Annotated in this window: 18 protein-coding genes and 1 tRNA gene; 11 read left to right on the forward strand and 8 right to left on the reverse strand. The window is 68.5% G+C overall.

Going from position 1 to position 17,719, the window contains the following annotated elements; translation table 11 throughout:
- Positions 1-26 precede the first annotated feature (26 nt).
- Positions 27-497, reverse strand: coding sequence for a MarR family winged helix-turn-helix transcriptional regulator (locus UK23_RS42075; RefSeq protein ID WP_231114922.1), 471 nt, complete (start codon positions 495-497; stop codon positions 27-29).
- Positions 498-579: 82 nt separating this feature from the next.
- On the opposite strand from UK23_RS42075, the gene UK23_RS42080 reads away from it, so the two are divergent.
- The 3 genes from UK23_RS42080 (at position 580) to UK23_RS42090 (ending at position 3,477) form a co-directional block, all read left to right on the forward strand.
- Positions 580-1,161 (forward strand): FMN-dependent NADH-azoreductase, encoded by a 582-nt coding sequence (locus tag UK23_RS42080; protein WP_045317414.1) that lies wholly within the window; start codon positions 580-582, stop codon positions 1,159-1,161.
- 10 nt (positions 1,162-1,171) lie between these two features.
- Positions 1,172-1,564 carry an NUDIX hydrolase gene (locus UK23_RS42085; protein WP_045317415.1) on the forward strand — a complete coding sequence of 131 codons (393 nt, stop codon included), beginning with the start codon at positions 1,172-1,174 and terminating at the stop codon, positions 1,562-1,564.
- A 62-nt stretch (positions 1,565-1,626) separates the two neighbouring features.
- Complete coding sequence (locus UK23_RS42090) at positions 1,627-3,477, forward strand: glycoside hydrolase family 97 protein (RefSeq protein WP_045317416.1); 1,851 nt, start codon at positions 1,627-1,629, stop codon at positions 3,475-3,477.
- Here the strand turns inward: UK23_RS42090 and UK23_RS42095 are convergent, their stop codons facing one another.
- Positions 3,478-4,614 carry an MFS transporter gene (locus UK23_RS42095; RefSeq protein WP_045317417.1) on the reverse strand — a complete coding sequence of 379 codons (1,137 nt, stop codon included), beginning with the start codon at positions 4,612-4,614 and terminating at the stop codon, positions 3,478-3,480.
- Between the two features lie 144 nt (positions 4,615-4,758).
- On the opposite strand from UK23_RS42095, the gene rox reads away from it, so the two are divergent.
- The 6 genes from rox (at position 4,759) to UK23_RS42125 (ending at position 11,495) form a co-directional block, all read left to right on the forward strand.
- On the forward strand, positions 4,759-6,183 hold the full coding sequence (gene rox / locus UK23_RS42100) for a rifampin monooxygenase (RefSeq protein WP_045317418.1): 1,425 nt from the start codon (positions 4,759-4,761) through the stop codon (positions 6,181-6,183).
- Positions 6,184-6,301: 118 nt separating this feature from the next.
- On the forward strand, positions 6,302-7,252 hold the full coding sequence (locus UK23_RS42105; RefSeq protein ID WP_045317419.1) for a tetratricopeptide repeat protein: 951 nt from the start codon (positions 6,302-6,304) through the stop codon (positions 7,250-7,252).
- Positions 7,252-7,575 carry a hypothetical protein gene (locus tag UK23_RS42110; RefSeq protein ID WP_045317420.1) on the forward strand — a complete coding sequence of 108 codons (324 nt, stop codon included), beginning with the start codon at positions 7,252-7,254 and terminating at the stop codon, positions 7,573-7,575. Before UK23_RS42105 ends, UK23_RS42110 begins: the two co-directional genes overlap by 1 nt.
- A 76-nt stretch (positions 7,576-7,651) precedes the next feature.
- Positions 7,652-9,772: a protein translocase subunit SecD gene (secD, locus tag UK23_RS42115; RefSeq protein WP_330770608.1), complete on the forward strand. Its 2,121-nt coding sequence runs from the start codon at positions 7,652-7,654 to the stop codon at positions 9,770-9,772.
- Between the two features lie 10 nt (positions 9,773-9,782).
- Positions 9,783-10,154 carry a VOC family protein gene (locus tag UK23_RS42120; protein ID WP_045317422.1) on the forward strand — a complete coding sequence of 124 codons (372 nt, stop codon included), beginning with the start codon at positions 9,783-9,785 and terminating at the stop codon, positions 10,152-10,154.
- A 174-nt stretch (positions 10,155-10,328) separates the two neighbouring features.
- A complete protein-coding gene (locus tag UK23_RS42125; RefSeq protein ID WP_045317423.1) occupies positions 10,329-11,495 on the forward strand; it encodes a lactate 2-monooxygenase in 1,167 nt (388 codons plus the stop codon).
- Here UK23_RS42125 and UK23_RS42130 read toward each other — a convergent pair.
- From UK23_RS42130 to UK23_RS42150, 4 genes are read right to left on the reverse strand one after another with little or no spacing between them, the layout of a single operon-like run.
- Positions 11,492-12,268, reverse strand: a complete 777-nt coding sequence (locus UK23_RS42130; protein ID WP_045317424.1) for an ESX secretion-associated protein EspG — start codon at positions 12,266-12,268, stop codon at positions 11,492-11,494. The two genes, UK23_RS42125 and UK23_RS42130, sit on opposite strands and share 4 nt — an antisense overlap.
- Before the next feature lie 9 nt (positions 12,269-12,277).
- Positions 12,278-13,573, reverse strand: a complete 1,296-nt coding sequence (locus UK23_RS49400; RefSeq protein ID WP_052685520.1) for a PPE domain-containing protein — start codon at positions 13,571-13,573, stop codon at positions 12,278-12,280.
- A gap of 4 nt (positions 13,574-13,577) precedes the next feature.
- Complete coding sequence (locus UK23_RS42145; RefSeq protein ID WP_045317425.1) at positions 13,578-14,141, reverse strand: DUF3558 domain-containing protein; 564 nt, start codon at positions 14,139-14,141, stop codon at positions 13,578-13,580.
- Positions 14,142-14,157: 16 nt separating this feature from the next.
- On the reverse strand, positions 14,158-14,556 hold the full coding sequence (locus tag UK23_RS42150; RefSeq protein WP_045317426.1) for a hypothetical protein: 399 nt from the start codon (positions 14,554-14,556) through the stop codon (positions 14,158-14,160).
- A 147-nt stretch (positions 14,557-14,703) separates the two neighbouring features.
- Here UK23_RS42150 and UK23_RS42155 point away from each other — a divergent pair, with 147 nt between their 5' ends.
- Entirely contained in the window at positions 14,704-15,525 is an 822-nt protein-coding gene (locus tag UK23_RS42155) for a hypothetical protein (RefSeq protein ID WP_045317427.1), read from the forward strand.
- Here UK23_RS42155 and UK23_RS42160 read toward each other — a convergent pair.
- Positions 15,507-16,217 carry a helix-turn-helix domain-containing protein gene (locus UK23_RS42160; RefSeq protein WP_330770609.1) on the reverse strand — a complete coding sequence of 237 codons (711 nt, stop codon included), beginning with the start codon at positions 16,215-16,217 and terminating at the stop codon, positions 15,507-15,509. The two genes, UK23_RS42155 and UK23_RS42160, sit on opposite strands and share 19 nt — an antisense overlap.
- A 57-nt stretch (positions 16,218-16,274) precedes the next feature.
- Here UK23_RS42160 and UK23_RS42165 point away from each other — a divergent pair, with 57 nt between their 5' ends.
- Positions 16,275-17,435 (forward strand): alginate lyase family protein, encoded by a 1,161-nt coding sequence (locus UK23_RS42165; RefSeq protein ID WP_045317428.1) that lies wholly within the window; start codon positions 16,275-16,277, stop codon positions 17,433-17,435.
- 211 nt (positions 17,436-17,646) lie between these two features.
- Here UK23_RS42165 and UK23_RS42170 read toward each other — a convergent pair.
- A tRNA-Val gene (locus tag UK23_RS42170) sits at positions 17,647-17,718 on the reverse strand.
- Position 17,719: the final 1 nt, after the last annotated feature.

Genomic DNA, 17,719 nt, shown 5'->3' on the forward strand with positions numbered 1-17,719 from the left:
GGCTGCGGACCCTTGGAATCAACCGTCTAAATGCAGGAACCGTGCATGGGTCCTTCGCCGTTGGCGAGGTCGCCCAGGGCCTTGCGGATGACCGCCATCTCCTGATCGGTGAAGCGGGTGCGGAAGCCGCGTTCGACCTCGGCGAGCGCGGCTCCCGCCTGCTGCTGTAGTTCGCGGCCCTTGTCGGTGATCACCGGCGTGCGGACCCTGCGGTCGCTGGGGTCGGGGACCCGCATGACCAGGCCGGCCCGCTCCAGCTTGTCGAGCTCGCTCATCAGCGTGGTCTTGTCGAGGCCGAGCATCGCGCCGAGCTTGAGCTGGGTGCGGGCGGCCTCGTCGGAGGCGAGCGCGTTCAGGACCAGCTGTCCGCGCAGCGAGATGCCGAACTTCGTGATCTCGTCGGCGAACGCGGCTCCGACCCGCTGGGCGGCGCGGTGCAGCAGCCAGTTGAAGTCCCACTTCTCCACGCACGCGGCGATCGGTTGCTGCACCTCCATGTGGTCCATCCTACATCCTGACGGAGATGTTCTCGGCTCAGAACATCTTGACGCGGAAGTTCTTCGATCGTATGTTCTGAGTATGACCAATCTGCTTCACATCGACTCGAGCATTCGCCACGAAGGGTCTGTGACCCGCGAGATCACCGGCGCGTTCGCCGACGTCTGGAGGTCCTCGAACCCCGAGGGCGGCTACACCTACCGCGACCTGAACGCGGAGCCGGTCCCGCACGTCGACGGCTCGCCGCACGACATCAAGGCCCACCTGGTCGCCGAGGTCAGGGCCGCCGACGTGATCCTCATCGGCGCACCGATGTACAACTTCTCGATCCCGTCGACGCTGAAGGCGTGGATCGACCAGGTCGCGAGTCAGGAGTTCTTCCCGCGCGAGGACGGCACGTTCGAGCTGGGCGGCAAGCGCGTGGTCGTGGTGACCGCGCGGGGCGGCTCGTACAAGCCGGGCACGCCGCGCGAGGGTTTCGACTTCCAGGAGCCGTACTTGCGGGCGGTGCTGTCGATGATCGGGCTCGACCAGAACCTGGAGTTCGTGCACGCCGAGCTGACCATGGCCGACGTCAACCCGCAGATGCATCAGTTCCGCGAGCTGGCTGTGGAGTCGTTGGCCGACGCGCACCGCGTGGTCAAGGAGCTGGCGTCCGCCTAGTGTCGGTCTCGTGATCGACAAGGTTGCTTGGATTCATTTGCGCGACGGCCGGGTGCTCGGCACCAGGTCGGCCGGCAAGGACACGTACTACCTGCCCGGCGGCAAGCGGGAGCCGGGTGAGACCGACGTCGAGACGCTCGTGCGCGAGATCCGCGAGGAGCTGGCCGTCGACATCGACGCGGCGTCGGCGAAGCACATCGGGACGTTCGAAGCGCAGGCGCACGGCCACTCGTCGGGGGTGACGGTGCGGATGACCTGCTACACCGCGTCGTTCACGGGGGAACCGGTGGCGTCGGCCGAGATCGAGGAACTCGCCTGGCTGACCACCGCCGATGCGGACCGGATCTCTCCGGTCGATCGGATCATCTTCGCCCACCTACACGAAAGCGGGTTGCTGTCCTAGTCTGGTAAGCGCTTTCCCAATCCTGTCCACCTACCGCCGCCACGCTGTAGGGAGTGACACGCATGGGGTTTCGCAACAGATCAGTGGTGCTGGTGGCGGTTCTCGCTGCCGTCGCCGGCGCGCTGGTGGGCACCTCGCCCGCGGTGGCCGAGTCCGGTGAGTGGAGAGTCGCCGCACCTGTTGGGACGCAATCCGTTGCGCCAGAAGCACTGGTACGGCTCGACAAGGGGAAGTTGAGCCTTGAGGTCCGGCGCGGCGGCACCACGGTGCTGGAGCCGTCCGCGCTGGGCATCCGCACCGCCGACGCCGACCTGACGTCGGGGCTGAAGTTCGCCGGGTCGGCGTCGCGGCTCGTCCAGGACTCGTACACCACGGTGTCCGGCAAGAAACGTGAGCACACCTACGTCGGCACGGAGACGACGTTCCACCTCCAGCGTCTTGCCGAACGGTTGGATCTCGTGGTGCGCACGTCTTCTGACGGAGTGGCGTACAAGTACGTGCTGCCGTCGGACAAGTGGACGACCGTGCTCGGTGAGGCGTCGGAGTTCGCGGTGCCTGCGAGTGCCGAGAAGTTCCTGCTGCCGTACGACAACGGGCGCGGCGACTACGAGTCCGCGCACGTCCGCACGCCGGAGAAGGGCGTTGAGTACGGATATCCCGCGCTGTTCAACGTGTCCGGGTCGTGGATGCTGCTGGCCGAGTCCGATGTCGATGGCCGTTATGGCGGTTCCCGGGTCGTTTATGACGGTTCGCGTTATCGGCTCGTTCTGCCCGATCCGGCGGAGACTTCTGCCGGACCGCTGGCCACGCCGTGGCGTGTGCTCGGAGTCGGGTCGTTGGCAGAGGTGGTCGAGAGTTCGCTGATCACGTCGCTCGCCCCGGCTTCGAAGATCGCCGACACCTCGTGGATCAAACCGGGCACCGCGGTGTGGTCGTGGTGGGGTGACGGCACCGGCGATCTGGCTCTGCAGAAGCGATATGCGGACTACGCGGCGAAGCAGGGCTACGAGTACAACCTCGTCGACTCCGGCTGGAGCGCCGACTGGATCCCCGAGCTGATCACGTACTCGAAGGCGCGTGGCGTCGACACCTGGTTGTGGGTGCGGTGGCAGACCATCGACACCGACAGCGAACGTGAGCGGCTCTTCGCGCAGTACAGCTCGTGGGGCGCGGTCGGACTGAAGATCGACTTCATCGAGTCCGACGGCCAGGACCGGATGCGCTGGTACGACGCCGTGTACGCGGCGGCCGCGAAGTACCACCTGATGCTGAACTTCCACGGCGCGCCGATTCCACGTGGGGTGCAACGAACCTGGCCGCACGTGCTGTCCGTCGAGGCGGTGAAGGGTGCGGAGGGCACGAAACCGCGTCCCGGCCGGGAGCCGTTTCCGATCGAGCACTACCTGACGCTGCCGTTCACGCGGAACCTGACCGGGTCGATGGACTTCACGCCGGTGACGTTCTCGGGTGTCCGTCCGAACTCGGACGCGGCCGAGCTGGCTCTGAGCGTGCTGTACGAGTCGGGTGTGCAGCACTTCGCGGACAAGATCTCGAGTTACCAGGCCTATCCGGTGGCCGAGCAGTTCCTGCGTGCGGTTCCGGCCGCGTGGGACGAGACTCGGCTGGTGGCGGGCGATCCCGGCAAGCTCGCGGTGCTCGCCCGGCGGTCCGGTCCGACGTGGTTCCTCGGCGCCGGGGCGGCGGGTGATCCGCGTGACCTTTCGGTCGGAACGGGATTCCTCGGCTCCGGAACCTGGTTGGTTGAGCTGTACCACGACAGCCCGACGGGCAAGATCGCGTTCGACACCAAACGTGTTGCGGCGGGAGACTCCCTGACGGTGCCCGTGGCTCGAAACGGCGGTTACGCGGCCCGGCTCTGCCAGGTGCCGCCGACCGCCACCACCTGCGGCTGATCACTCCATCTGGTCAGTCGTCCGCCACGCGGGGGCCCGGCGCGCAGTGAAGCGGCGCGTCCGGTCCCCGCGTGTCCCCACGGCCGCTGCTACCGCGGCCACGGCGATGATCACGTAGATCGTCCGGAAGCTCAGGTGCGCGACGAGTGCCGCGCCGGCCGCGAGGCCCAGCGGTCCGCCCGCGAACACGATGCTGATGGCCGTCGCGCTGACCCGTCCCAGCACCTCCGGCGGGGTGCGTTGCTGGACGAGCGTGACGACCGCGATCACGGCCCAGGCGAGGCCGGCGCCGTTCAGGAAGCCGCCCGCGAGCACCGCCGGGAGCCACGCCGTCGCCCTGGCCAGGGCTCCTGCCGCGATGAGCACGAGTCCCGCGGTGACGTTCGCGCGTTTGCCCTGCAGGCCCGCGAGGACCGATCCGGCGCCCTGGGCCGCGGTGAGCACGTCGAGGAACTCCGGGCCGTGGTGCAGTCCGTTCTCCACGAGGGAGAAGGACGCCGCGGTGCCGATCGAGCCCGTGAACAACGCTGTTGCTGCGCCGCTCATCGGCCAGGTGAGGGCCTTGAGGTGGGGCCAGCTCGGGCTTTCGCGCGGGGCCGGCGGTGGTTCGTCGACCTTGATCATGCTGGTGGCCGCGGCGGCGAACAGGAACGACAGCGCGTCGATCGCGATGACCGGCCACGAGCCGTAGACGGCGAACAGCGCAGCGGCTGCCAGCGGTGCGACGAGCTTCATGCCCTCTTGCAGCGACATGCGCAGGCCGTTGACCTTGGCGAGCTGGTCCTGGGGGAGCAGTGCCACGAGGAGTGCCGGCTCCGCGGCGCTGACCAGGACGGCTTTCACGCCGTAGACCAGCAGAACGGCGTAGATCACCCAGATCTCGTCGGTGAGGAACAGCACCGCGAGCACCGGGACGATCGCCAGGTCGGTCCAGACGAGCAGCGGCTTGCGGCGGTAGGAGTCGGCGATCCGGCCGATCCACGGCGACAGCACGCCGGGCAGGTACACGCACAGGATCGCGATCGTGGCGAGGGCATCGCTGCCGGTCAGCGACTTCACCCATACTCCGGCGACCAGGTACATCGCGCTCGTCCCGAAGAACGACAGCGCGAGTCCCGCGAAATACCACCTGACCAAGTCGCTCCCCCAGAGACGACGAAGGAGGAGATCTCTCTCCTCCCACTTCAACATATAGCGCAGACGGGGGCTTGCCACAAGACCCCGGGTGTGCTTCATCATTTCCCAGCCAACGTCATCTACCTGGGGAAATGGGGATACTCCATGATCGACGTCATCATTGCCGGCGGCGGGCCGACCGGCATGATGCTGGCTGGCGAACTGCGGTTGCACGGCGTGGAAGTGCTGCTGCTGGAGCGCGAGGCGGAACCGACGAAGGTGGTGCGCGCGCTCGGCATGCACGCGCGCAGTGTCGAGATCCTGGACCAGCGCGGCATTGTGGACCGGTTCCTGGAGCTCGGCACGAAGCACCCGCTGGCCGGGTTCTTCGCGGGCATCGACAAGCCCGCGCCGGAACGTCTCGACACCAAGTACCCGCACACGCTCGGGCTGCCGCAGCCGATCACCGAGCGGCTGCTGACCGAGCACGCCGTTGAGCTCGGCGCGGTCGTGCGGCGCTCATGTGAGGTCGTCGGGCTGTCACAGGACGACGAAGGCGTGACCGTCTCGTTGGCCGATGGCAGCTCGTTGCGGGCTCGGTACTTGGTGGGCTGCGACGGCGGCCGCAGCACCGTGCGGAAGCTGGCCGGGATCGACTTCCCCGGTGAGCCGGCGCGGGTGGAGATCCTGCTGGGCGAGATGGAGATCGGCGTGCCGTGGGAGGAGGCGATGCCGATCATGCTGAAGGTCCGCGAGACGCAGAAGCTGTTCGGCATCGGGCCGTACCGCGACGGCGGTTACCGGGTCGTCGTGCCTGCCGAGGGCGTGTCGGAGGACCGGACGGTCATGCCCGGCCTGGACGACTTCAAGCGGCAGCTGCGGGCGTACGCGGGCACGGACTTCGGCGTGCACTCGCCGCGCTGGATGTCCCGTTTCGGGGATGCCACCCGGCAGGCCTCGCAGTACCGGTCCGGCCGCGTGTTCCTGGCCGGCGACGCGGCGCACATCCACCCGCCGACCGGTGGCCAGGGGCTCAACCTCGGGCTGCAGGACGCGTTCAACCTGGGCTGGAAGCTCGCGGCGGCGGTGCACGGGTGGGCTCCGTCCGGCCTGCTCGACACGTACCACGCCGAGCGGCATCCGGTGGCCGAGGACGTCCTGAACACCACCCGCGCGATGATCGAACTGATGAAGGTCGAGGTCGGGCCGCAGTCGGTGCGGCGGGTGTTCACGGAGCTGGTGCAGTTCGAGGAGGTCAACAAGTACCTGATCGAGAAGATCATCTCGGTGGCGATCCGGTACGACCTCGGTTCTGCCGACGACCTCGTCGGGCGGCGGATCGGCGACCTCGCGCTGAAACGGGGCGGGTTGTTCGACCAGATGCACGCGGGTCGCGGGATTCTGCTCGACCAGGCCGGGACGTTGTCGGTCGGCGGTTGGGCGGACCGGGTCGACCACCTCGTCGACGTCAGCGAGGAGCTGGACGCGCCCGCCGTGCTGGTGCGGCCGGACGGCTACGTGGCCTGGGCGGGCTCGGACCAGGGCGAACTGGAGAGGCAGCTGGCCCGTTGGTTCGGCTCAGCGGCCTGACCTTTCTGGCGTCTGCAAGTACCACCAACTGCGAGTTGGGGGTACTTGCAGACGCCCCGACACCCAGGGCTGAGGTCACCCGTTTGGTGGCTGAGGGCGCGCTGTCACACTGTGCGGCGTGTCCGAGCCGACGACCGCGGTGCTGCTGCGCGCTGCTGAGCTCACCGCCTCGGGGAAACCGCGGCAGGCCATCGACCTGCTGCGGCCCCTGGTGGCGGCGAACCCTCGGCACGCGGAGGCGTGGTGCCGGCTCGCCGCCGCTCACCTGGATCTGGGTGAGGCGGACCAGGCGCTCGACTCGGCCAAGCGGGCGATGGTCCTCGACGGCGAACCGGCGTGGCCGCAGCGGCTGGCGGCGCTGGCGTTGAGCGACCTCGGCCGGCACCAGGAAGCCGCGGTGGCCGCGCGCGAGTCGGTGAAGCGCAAGCCTGGCGACTGGCGTTGCTACGTCGTGCTGGCCGAGGTGCTGGCGGACTCCCCGGACGGCGCGGTCGAGGCGTTCGACTCGGCTCTGCACGCCTCGCAGCTCGCGCCTTCCGAAGCGCGGGCGTTCCAGGTGCTCGGCGACGCGGCCCTGCGGATGCGCGACTGGGGCACCGCCGAGCACGCGTACCGCACCGCGATCAAGCTCGACCCGTCCGACGCGGACTCCAAGGCGAACCTGGCGACCGTGCACCGTCGCCGCTCGGCCAAGCCGGCGCCGTTGCAGCTGAACAAGGTCCAGGTGTGGCGGGCGCTGCGGACGCTCTCGCTGCTGCTCGTCGGCGGCGGTTTACTCGCCCTGGTCGCCGGGATGCCGCGTCCCACGCCCTACCTGGGCTTCTTCACCGGCGCGCTGGTGGTGTGCTGCCTGGCCGTGGCGCTGCGGCTGCGTCCGTTCAAGCTGCTGTACAGCCTGCGCAAGCTCGCGATCACGGTGTCGCTGCTCGGGGTCTCCGCGGTGATTCTGGTCGGCTGGACGATCGCGTTGTTCCTGGGAGCAACCACGATGCAGCCACTTGTGCTTTCCTGGTTGTGCGCTGTCGTGGGGGGAGCGCTCGTGTACGTCGGGGGAGGCAGGAAGCGGTGATGCGTCGCAACGCGGTCGCACTGGCGTTCCTGCTGTTCCTCGGACAGCTGTTCATCGTCGCCGCGCCCGCACCGACGCCCGCCGAGGGCACTGTCGTCCGGCACACCCAGAGCATCGCGAACCTCCCCGGCGCCGCGCCCAGGCCGCACAACCACCAGGCCGCGCAGGTACCGCAGTCGCAGCTGCCGATGGATACGCCGCCGGTCACCAAGCCGGCGCTGCCGAAGCGTTTCCTCGTCTCGTTCGCCCGCCGCGTCCACCGCACGCCCGACGGCATCCGCTGGACGCCGCAGCGGGACCGCTCGCCGCCTTCCGGTCGCTGAATCTCGTTTCCCAGCAATCTTTTACCGGAAGGCTCACTCACCCATGTCGCGCTCTGATGCGCGGCGGGGTCTCCTCGTGCGCGGTCTCATAGCGCTCGGGGTCCTCGTCGCATCCGCTTTTCTGCTGCTCACCACAGATCCCCGCCTCGGCCTCGACCTGCGCGGCGGCACCCAGATCGTCCTCGAAGCCAAGGGCGACTCCGATGCCGCCGACCGTTCGCTGGAGGTCTTGAGGCGCCGCGTCGACGCACTCGGCGTCGCCGAACCCGTCATCGCCCGTTCCGGCGAGAACCGCATCGTCGTGGAACTGCCCGGCGTCCAAGATCCGGCCGAAGCGGTGAAGGTCCTGGGCCGCACCGCTCAGCTGGTCGTGCAGCGCAACGGCCAGACCGTCATGACGGGCGAGGGCATCTCGGACGCCTCCGCCGTCCGCAACCCGCAGGGCGCGGGCTTCGTCGTGAACATCCAGTTCCGCGGTGACGCGCCCGCGACGTGGCAGAAGGTCACCGGGGAGGCGGCCTGCGAGCCGTCCGGCACACCCGGCCGTCAGATCGCCTTCGTGCTGGACGGCAAGCCGATCTCGTCGCCGGAGGTCAGCCTCGACACGCCGTGCAACGGCGGTCAGGCCGGTGGCGCCACGACGATCACCGGCCGGTTCGGCCAGGACGAGGCCAAGGAGCTCGCTCTCGTCATCCGATCCGGTGCGCTGCCCGTGCCGGTCGAGGTGATCGAACAGCGGACCGTCGGCGCGACGCTGGGTGCGGAGGCGATCGAGGCGAGTGCACAGGCCGCGATCATCGGTATCGCGCTGACGTCGGTGTTCCTGATCTTCGCTTACCGTCTTGTGGGCTTCTTGGCGGTCGTGGCGCTGGCTGGTTACGCCGGTGTGGCCTATGCCGGGCTGTTGGCCGTGGGGGCGACTTTGACGTTGCCCGGCCTGGCCGGTTTCGTGCTGGCGATCGGCATGGCGGTCGACGCGAACGTCCTGATCTTCGAACGGGCACGCGAGGAGTACGCCCGAAAACCGAATCTGCGGCGCGCGGGCGAGAACGGGTTCCGCGGGGCGTTGAGCGCGATCGCAGACTCGAACGTGACGACGCTGCTGGCTGCTGGACTGCTGTTCTGGCTGGCCACGGGTCCGGTGCGCGGCTTCGGCGTCACGCTGACCATCGGTGTGCTGGCGTCGATGTTCAGCGCTCTGGTGCTGTCGCGAGTGCTGGTGTTGTGGGTGCTGGGCACCCGATTCGTGGCGCAGCGGCCTCGGTTGAGCGGTCTGCACACGCTCGGCTGGGTGCGGCAACGGCTGTCCGTCGTGCTGTACCGGAAGCCTTCTCGCTGGCTGCTCGCCGCGGGTGCGGTGGTGCTGGTCGCGTTCGCGGGCTTGTTCGTGCGCGGCCTGAACCTGGGCGTCGAGTTCACCGGCGGCCGCATGCTCGACTTCGCCGCCGGGTCGCCGATCGACGCTGGCCGGGTGCGATCTGCCTTGTCGGACAACGGTTTCAGCGACGTGGTCGTGTCCTCGTCCGGCAACGAGGTCTCACTGCGCACCGGCCAGCTCAGCGATGGTGACTCGTCCCGCATCGGTGAGCTCGTCTCGTCGGTCGTCGACGGTGGTGCCCGCCAGACGAGCAACGAGCTGATCGGTCCATCGCTTTCCTCCGAACTGCGCCGCAACGCGGTGATCGGCCTGGCCATCGCCGTCGCCGCCCAGCTGGGCTACCTGGCCGTGCGCTTCGACTGGCGCCTCGGCGTGGCCACGGTCGGCGCGCTGCTCAGCGACGTGCTCGTGCTGATCGGTCTGTTCGCCTGGATGGGCAAGACGGCGGACGGCGTGTTCCTCGCGGCGCTGCTGACCGTCATCGGTTACTCGGTGAACGACTCGGTGGTCGTGTTCGACCGGCTGAGGTCCCTACGCGGGTCGAGGTTCACGGCTTCGTACCCGGACGTGGTGTCGGACGCGGTCGTGCAAACCGTGCCGCGCACCGTGAACACCGGCATCGGCGTGCTCTTCGTGCTGTCGGCGTTGCTCGTGCTGGGCGACGGTTCGCTGGCCAACTTCGCGACGGCGTTGCTGATCGGCTTGATCGCGGGCACGGTGTCCACAGTGGTCACGGCGGCTCCGGTCGCGATCTGGCTGGAGACCCGCTGGCCGCGGAAAGCAGTTTCGAAGAAGCCGGCGGCAGGGGCGCGGGCCTAGCTTTGGCCACATGATTACTCATGCGCACTCGGTGACGATCAACGTCCGCTCGCTGGACGACGCGGTGTCGTTCTACGTGGACGTGCTGGGCTGGGAGAAGCGGCAGGACAGCGACGAGGCGGGCATGCGCTGGCTGACCGTCGCTCCTCCCGGCGCCGAGACGGCCTTCGCGCTGTCGCTGAACGACACGCCCAACGTGTCGTTCTCGACGGGCTGCGGCATCTCGCTGATCACCGACGACATCGACGGCGACGTGGCGGCGTTCCAGGAGAAGGGAGTGCAGGTCAAGGCCGCGCCGGAGACCATGCCGTGGGGTGATCGGGCGACCTGGTTCAGCGACCCGTTCGGCAACGAGTTCTTCCTAGTCCAGCCAGCGCCGTGACCACCAACCTTCACCGTGTCTTCCGGCGCTCAGCAGGGCACCTCGCGGCACCGGCCCCGCGCCCCCGTACCACCAGTACGAGGGCGCGGGGCCGGTGCCGCGATGCACCCGTCTGAACGTCGAAATACAGGGCAAAGGTTGGTGGCCACGGCGCTTCGTAGCAAGCTAGGCGGCATGACCTCCTTCGCCGCGTACCAGAACGAGATTTACCTGCAAGGTCTCGGTGGGGCCGTGCCGCCGTTCACCACCGACCCGGAGGCGCTGGAGCAGTCGGCGCGCGACAGGCTCGGGCCGGGGCCGTTCTGGTACGTGGCCGGAGGTGCGGGGTCGGGCGCCACCGTGCGGGCGAACCGCAGCGCGTTCGACCGCGTGCAGCTCGTGCCGCGGATGCTGACCAACGCGACCGAGCGGCATCTCGGGGTGTCGGTCCTGGGCACCGAGTTGCCCGCACCCGTCATGCTCGCACCCGTTGGTGTGCAGTCGATTCTGCACCCGGACGGCGAGCTGGCGACCGCGCGGGCGGCGGCCGAGCTGGGCATTCCGATGGTGCTTTCGACGGCGTCGTCGCACACGATCGAGGAGGTCGCGGAGGCGTCCGGTGAAGGGCCGCGCTGGTACCAGCTGTACTGGCCGAACGATCCGGACGTGTGCGCTTCGCTGCTGGAGCGGGCGAAGAAGGCCGGGTACACGGCGCTGGTGGTCACGCTCGACACGTGGACGCTGGCGTGGCGGCCGCACGACCTGGACCAGGCGTACCTGCCGTTCCTGCGCGGGGTGGGCACGGCGATCCCGTTCAGCGACCCCGTTTTCCGCGCCGGTCTGCAGAAGTCGCCGGAGGAGGACCTGCCGATGGCGATCCTGCGGTGGGTGCAGCTGTTCACCGGCACGGACAAGTCGTGGGACCAGCTGGCATTCCTGCGCGAGCACTGGGACGGGCCGATCGTCCTCAAAGGAATCCAGCACGCGGACGACGCGCGCAAGGCCGTCGAGTTCGGAATGGACGGTGTGGTCGTCTCGAACCACGGCGGGCGTCAGGTCGACGGCGCGGTCGGGTCGCTGGACGCCCTGCCGTCGATCGTGGAAGCGGTGGGGGAGCAGGTCGACGTGCTCTTCGACTCCGGGATCCGGACCGGCGCGGACATCGTGAAGGCGCTGGCGCTCGGGGCCAAGGCAGTGATGGTCGGGCGGCCGTTCGCGTACGGGCTGGCGCACGGCGGGCAGGTCGGGGTGCGGCACGTGTTGCGCAGCCTGCTGGCCGACTTCGACCTGACGCTCGGACTGTCGGGTCACCGCAGCCCGGCCGAACTGGGTCCGGACGCGCTGCGGTTCAACCCCTGCTAGGGCATCGTCGCGGTCATTCGCGCGAGGGTGCCGAAGTCGGCCGGCTGCACCCGCAGCCAGCCCTCGCTCGTCGCCGCGATGTACCGCCCGCTCGGCGTGTCGATGAACGTGAGCGGGGCCAGGCAGCGCTGCTTGCGGCCGAGGTGGTCGCGCTTGGCCGAGTAGACCTGACCGCCGCCGGTGCGCGGCAGGCTCATGATCTCCTTGAGCTGCGCGACCAGCTGGTCGTTCGGCGTGCTGGTCGGACGGCTCTGCTGCATGAACGAGCCGGTGTCCTCATAGGACGGCCGCTTCTGCTCCAGCGCGTCCTGCGGCAACGTGATCGGGTTGCCCTTGCCCGCCGGCGTCGGCGGCAGCGCGCCGACCAACGCCTGCGGCGCCTCGTCCGGACGCACCGGCTCCAGCACGAACTGCTGGTCCGGCGTCAGCACGATGCGCAGCGCGTCCTGGCCGTTCGACACGACCAGCACGCTCTGCTGCGGACCGTCCTTCAGGCTGAAGTACGCCCAGTACTCCACACCTGCTTCGACCACGAGCTTGAGCGCGTTGGCCAGATCCGGGTGAATCTGGCTGCCGCGCGCGAGCCCGGTCTGCTCCAGTTGCGCCCACGCCGTCCGCTGCAGCCGCTCGAGCTCGCTCAGGTCGCCCGACTCAAGGAGGTCCTCGTCGAAGTCGACCTGGGCGAGCAGCGCGCGGTGCAGCGACGGCAGGCCCGCCGCCTGCCACGCCTGGTAGAGCGCTGTGACGGGGATGGCGACCCTGCTTCTCAGCACGTTCTCTCCTTATCCGCCGATGACCGGCGGAGCCACCATCGTGCCGTCACCGAAGATGTCCTCGGTCTCCTGCAGGTACGACGCGGACTTGTGCTCCGTGTCCTCCTCGCCCTGCCCCTTGGCACCGTGGCCGCCCATGCCACCGGCACCAGCCGCGCCACCACGCCCGGCCGCACCACCGGCACCAGACGGCCCGAAGCCGCCGCCGCCACCGCGCCCAGCACCCTCACCGGCAACACCGGCCGCGCCACCGAAGCCGCTGCCCATGCCACCGGGCCCACCAGCGCGAGCCGCCGCAGCGCCACCGAGGCCACCAGCGCCACCGCCGCGCCCGCCGCCGGCACCGCCACCACCACCGCCGCCGCCACGACCGCTGCCGGGCCCGCCCGGACCGCCCGGACCGCCAGTGCGGTTGCGCGGGTCGTTGGGGTCGAACCGGCCGCGGTTGCGCGGGTCGTTCGGGTTGTTCGGGTCCCACCGGCCAGGCGGAATGCCCGTGTCCGTGGGTGGCCTGTTGCGCGGGTCGTTGGGGTTGTTGCGAGGGTCGTTCGGGTTGTTGCGCGGGTCGGTCGGGTCGTTCTCCCACGACGGGTTGGTCGTGTCGTCGTTGCTCGGCGGCTTCCACCCGGACAGGTCAGTGCGCCCGTCGTCGCCGGAAGGGTCACCGGTACCCGGCGGCTGGCCCTTGCCGGGCGGTGTGTACGGGTTGTGCGGGCCAGGCGGGTCGACCGGCTCGATGATCTTCTTGTCGTCGTCCACCATGCCCGCGTCGCTGGCGGTGGGCGAGATGAAGGTCGGCATCGTGTTGACGCTCGCCTGAACAGCCTGGCCGTACTGCTGGAACGCCCGAACGTTCCCCTCGTTGGCCTTCTGGTTGTTCTTGACCGCCTCGTCGTAGTCGGTCTCCCACCACGCCGCGTCGTTGAGGAACGGCTTGTCCGGCACCGTCGGCGGCTTCGACATCGCGTTCTTGGCGTTGGCGTACGCCTGTCCGATCTCCTCGGTGCTCTTGCCCGCAGACGTCGCGGACTCACCGGTGACGTCGGCCCAGGTCGCGAGGGGGGACGTTGCACCACGGGCCGCGTCGGCTGCCGCGCCCTCCCAGCTGGCGCCGGAGTCGCGCACGGCCTGGTTGATCAGGTTCGACACGTTCCCGTGGCCCTCGGAGAGCTTGTTCCAGGCCTCCGTGGCCGGTGTGGTGCTCTGGCTCGGGCCCTTGCCCTTCTCGAACCACTTGTACACAGCGTCGCCGGTCGCGCACGGGATCATCACGAAGCCTGCGGTGTTCGGCGCTTCCCCAGCCATCTCGCTACCCCTTCAGGTTTGTGATGATCAACTGCGCGACACGCTCGGCCTCGGGGCAGGCCTTCTTGGTGGCCCGCTCGTCCGCGGCGGCGGAGACCTGCACCGTGACCGAGTCGGTCTTGGAGACCTGGACGGAGCTCTGGCAGGCCAGTTCGCCATCGACCGCATCAGTGGTGATCGTCCGCACGCCATCAAGCTTCTTGTCGGTGAAGACAGGGTTGCTCTTGATGTTGCTCACCATGTCGTCGAAGTCTTTGTCCTCGGTGACCGAGACCGTGTAGGACGAGTTCTTGGTGGCCACCTGCCCCCTCCAGGAGCAGAGGGGACCGAGCACGTCCGTGCCAGGAGCGGCAGGCTTGACCGTGCCGAGCGTGGCCACCTGGTCAGGCTTGAGGATGGTGCACGGGGCGGACACGTACTTGGCGATGCTCAGGCCGGAGCTCGACCCGTCGCTCGTGGGCTGGTTGCTCGTCGTCTGAGCACCGGTCGTGGGAGTGCCGGGGGTCTCGGTGCTCGTGCACCCCACGAGGGCTCCGAAGGCGAGGACTGCGGCCAACAGGGCGGTCATGCGCTTCAAGGTCGTGTCAGTCCTTCAGTGCGGACTTCGCCGCGTCGTCGGTGCCCCGGTACTTGGCCAGAGCCTTCTCGATGTTCTTGACGGTCAGCTCGAGCGCCTTCTGCGCTTCTCGGTTCGCCCACTGGTAGCCACCGGGAGTCTCACCGGCGGTCCTGGTCACGGAGTTTTTTGCTTGCTCGCTGACCGGGTCGGGACCGGCGGCGCCCGCGAACTTGAGCCGGCCGGCCTGCTCGTCCAGCAGTACCAGTTCGTCGATGGCCTTGTTCAGGCCGTCGATCATCTTCTGTGCCTGGTCCGGGTCGACGCTGAACTTCGTGACTCCGCCGGCGGGCGCAGGCGCCGCTCCTGCCGCAGCTCCAGCGGCTGCTCCTGCTCTCACGGGTACATACGCGTCGAACATCAGCATCTCGGCCAGCTCCCCTCAGAACTCCACACCCCTGTTGGAGGATTTTCGCACAGGGCCGGTTCCCCTTGGAGGCGAACGAATCAGCTGATCAGGTCACATGGCCGATTCGTTCAAGACCCCGCAGCGTCACCGGCCTAGGTTCGAGACATGATCGAACGAGCGCGGAACTTCATCTGGCACAACGCCCGCACGCTGGAACAACGCTGGTTCGAGCACGCTTTCGACGGCGGCTCGGCCGACGGTGTGGTCCAGGCCGTGCTGGCCTTTCGCAACGACGACGGCGGCTACGGCTTCGCCCTCGAACCCGACCACCGCGGGCCCACCAGCCAGCCGCTGCACGCCCTGCGCGCACTGCAGATGTTCGGCGAGGTCAACGCCCCGGAACACGCCGAATCGATTCTGAAGTGGCTCGAGGTCACCTGCCCGGACGGGAGCGTGCCGTTCGGCATGTCCACCTCGAAGGACCACCCCAAGGCACCCTGGGTCCAGGCCGACGACCAGGGCGGACTCCTCCTCACGGCCCAGATCGCCGCCGCCCTCCAGGCGCTGCGCGTCACCCACCCCTGGCTCGACAAGGCCAGTGACTACTGCTGGCAGGAGATCGACAAGCTCGAGAAGACCCACCCGTACGAACTCCGGGCCGCGGTGATGTTCCTGGACGAGGTCGCAGACCGGCAGCGCGCGGAACTCGCGGCCGAAAAGCTTAAGCACCTCAGCAAGGACACCTACGAAGAAGACGAAGGCCTCGCGATGCACGACTACGCGGCCAAACCGGCCAGCCTCGCGCGCCACTGGTTCACCGACGAGGAGTTCAGCGAGGACCTCGACGAACTCCAGCACGGCCAGCAGGAGGACGGCGGCTGGAACTTCGGCTTTCCCGCTTTCACGCCCATAACCCACTTCGAATGGCGGTCGATCGCCACCATCGACGCATTGCTGACCCTCAGGCGCTACGGCCGGATCAGCTGACCCAACGGCACCCCGGCCAGCGACCGCACCTCACGCGCCAGATGCGCCTGGTCCGCATACCCCGCCTCGGCCGCAACGGCGGCGAACGGCGTCCCACGCCAGGCCAGGCGCATCGCGAGATCGAACCGCAACACCCGCTGCAGCACCTTGGGCGGATACCCGAACGCGTCCAGGCAGCGCCGGCGCAACTGACGCGAGCTCAACCCGATCTCCCAAGCGGCGGACTCCACGTCGGCGGAAGACCGCAACAAGGAAGCCGTAGCGGCCAAAGCCGGATCGACAACGATCCGCGAGGCGCAGAAAGCCACCATCTCCGAGAACGAAGAAAGCCGCACGTCCGGAACCAGTGAGGACAACGGCACCCGCAAATCCCGCACGGCATGCGCAGGCACCCCGAACACCGACGGAAACGCACCCGGCGGCAGCCGCACCCCGTACAACGTCCCCGGCTGAACCCGAGCCAGCTGAGCGGCGGTGTCCGGCCCGGCCACGAACAGAGCACCGGTCGCCGGCGTCCACATCAGGTCCGTGCACCCGTCCGGCACGACCCGCTGCACGGTCTCCTCAGACACCGTGCGCGTCCAAAGGCAAGCCAGGCCCGCGGGCGCGGGACGTTCGGCGTACACGCGGCCATTCTCCCACGACCGGCACGAAAACCGGTCCACCACACCATTCCCGCACGTGGTAGGCACGACGGAACACCCGTCGCCACAACACATAGGAGACGCCCACAGCAAAGGAACAACTACATGCAAGGCAAACCCCTGCACAAAGCCTTGGCCGTAGCGGCAATCGTCGTGGCGAGCGCGAGCCCTGCAACCGCCGCGCCGCCGACGTTCACCCACCCCGGCGTGATGGTCAGCAAGGCTCAGCTCGACGTCGTGCGCACCCGCGTCAACGCCGGAACCCAACCGCAGAAGCGCGCGTACGACGCGATGATGGGCTCCCGTTACGCATCCCTCTCCTACACCCCGCATCCGCGCGCGGTTGTCGAGTGCGGTCCGGTGTCCAACCCGAACCTCGGCTGCACCGACGAACGTGAGGACGCGATCGCCGCGTACACCCACGCCCTCGCGTGGTACGTGACGCGAGATGTCAGGTACGCCACCAAGTCCATCCAGATCATGGACGCCTGGTCGGCCACGGTCCGCGACCACACCAACGACAACGCGCACCTGCAAACAGCATGGTCCGCGTCGAGCTGGCCACGTGCCGCGGAGATCATCAAGCACGTCTACGGGAACTGGCCCAACTCCGGCCGGTTCGGCACGATGCTGCGCAACGTCTACTACAACGAGATCCAGGGCAGCGACCCGCGCACCGGCAACTGGGAGCTGAGCATCGCCGAGGCGATCGTTGGCATCGGCGTTTTCCTGGACGACAAGGCCATCTACGACCGCGGCATCTCGTTGTACCGCGCGAGGGTTCCGGCGTTCATCTACCTCACGTCCGACGGCGCGCTGCCGAAAACCGTGCCCAGCAACAACCTCAACACCCGCGAGAAGATCATCGGCTTCTGGCACAACCAGTCGACGTTCGTGAACGGCCTCACCCAGGAGACCTGCCGCGACTTCGTCCACACCGGATACGGCCTGTCGTCAATCTCGCACGTGGCGGAGACGTCCCGCATCCAGGGCGTCGACCTCTACCCGGAGGTCGGCACGCGACTCAAGGAAGCGCTGGGCTTCCAGACCACCTACGAGCTGACCGGGCCGCCGTCGTGGCTGTGCGGCGGGGCGGTCAAGCGCGGTCTGGGGCCGATCACCGAGGTCGGCTACAACGCGATGCACAACCGGCTCGGCAACCCGATGCCGAACACCGAGACGTGGACCACGCAGCGCCGTCCACTCGGAACGAACAACCTGTTCGTCTCGTGGGAGACGCTGACCCACGGAGACAACCCGGCCTAGAACAGCAAGATGGGCCCGTCAGCCGACGGGCCCATCTTGGAACGAGTGGACCTTGCCGCCGCCTACTCCAACCAGCGACCACTTGAGGTGACCACGGTCGGGGGTCCGGGGGCGGAGCCCGCCGGGCGGGGTCTGGGGGTTGCACCCCCAGAAAACACCAGGAGCGAGGAGGTCCGCGCGTTCTGCGGACACACCTCGCCCCGAGTGGATATGGACGATACTGGGATTGAACCAGTGACCCCTACCGTGTCAAGGTAGTGCTCTCCCGCTGAGCTAATCGTCCG

The sequence above is a fragment of the Lentzea aerocolonigenes genome (assembly GCF_000955955.1).
Taxonomy (GTDB): Bacteria; Actinomycetota; Actinomycetes; order Mycobacteriales; family Pseudonocardiaceae; genus Lentzea; species Lentzea aerocolonigenes_A.

Bases quoted from the DNA above. Each gene is read 5' to 3' on its own strand.
- UK23_RS42075 (WP_231114922.1), bottom strand. From the start codon at position 497: ATGGAGGTGCAGCAACCGATCGCCGCGTGCGTGGAGAAGTGGGACTTC.
- UK23_RS42080 (WP_045317414.1), top strand. From the start codon at position 580: ATGACCAATCTGCTTCACATCGACTCGAGCATTCGCCACGAAGGGTCT.
- UK23_RS42090 (WP_045317416.1), top strand. From the start codon at position 1,627: ATGGGGTTTCGCAACAGATCAGTGGTGCTGGTGGCGGTTCTCGCTGCC.
- rox (WP_045317418.1), top strand. From the start codon at position 4,759: ATGATCGACGTCATCATTGCCGGCGGCGGGCCGACCGGCATGATGCTG.
- UK23_RS42110 (WP_045317420.1), top strand. From the start codon at position 7,252: ATGCGTCGCAACGCGGTCGCACTGGCGTTCCTGCTGTTCCTCGGACAG.
- UK23_RS42120 (WP_045317422.1), top strand. From the start codon at position 9,783: ATGATTACTCATGCGCACTCGGTGACGATCAACGTCCGCTCGCTGGAC.
- UK23_RS42125 (WP_045317423.1), top strand. From the start codon at position 10,329: ATGACCTCCTTCGCCGCGTACCAGAACGAGATTTACCTGCAAGGTCTC.
- UK23_RS49400 (WP_052685520.1), bottom strand. From the start codon at position 13,573: ATGGCTGGGGAAGCGCCGAACACCGCAGGCTTCGTGATGATCCCGTGC.
- UK23_RS42145 (WP_045317425.1), bottom strand. From the start codon at position 14,141: ATGACCGCCCTGTTGGCCGCAGTCCTCGCCTTCGGAGCCCTCGTGGGG.
- UK23_RS42150 (WP_045317426.1), bottom strand. From the start codon at position 14,556: ATGCTGATGTTCGACGCGTATGTACCCGTGAGAGCAGGAGCAGCCGCT.
- UK23_RS42155 (WP_045317427.1), top strand. From the start codon at position 14,704: ATGATCGAACGAGCGCGGAACTTCATCTGGCACAACGCCCGCACGCTG.
- UK23_RS42165 (WP_045317428.1), top strand. From the start codon at position 16,275: ATGCAAGGCAAACCCCTGCACAAAGCCTTGGCCGTAGCGGCAATCGTC.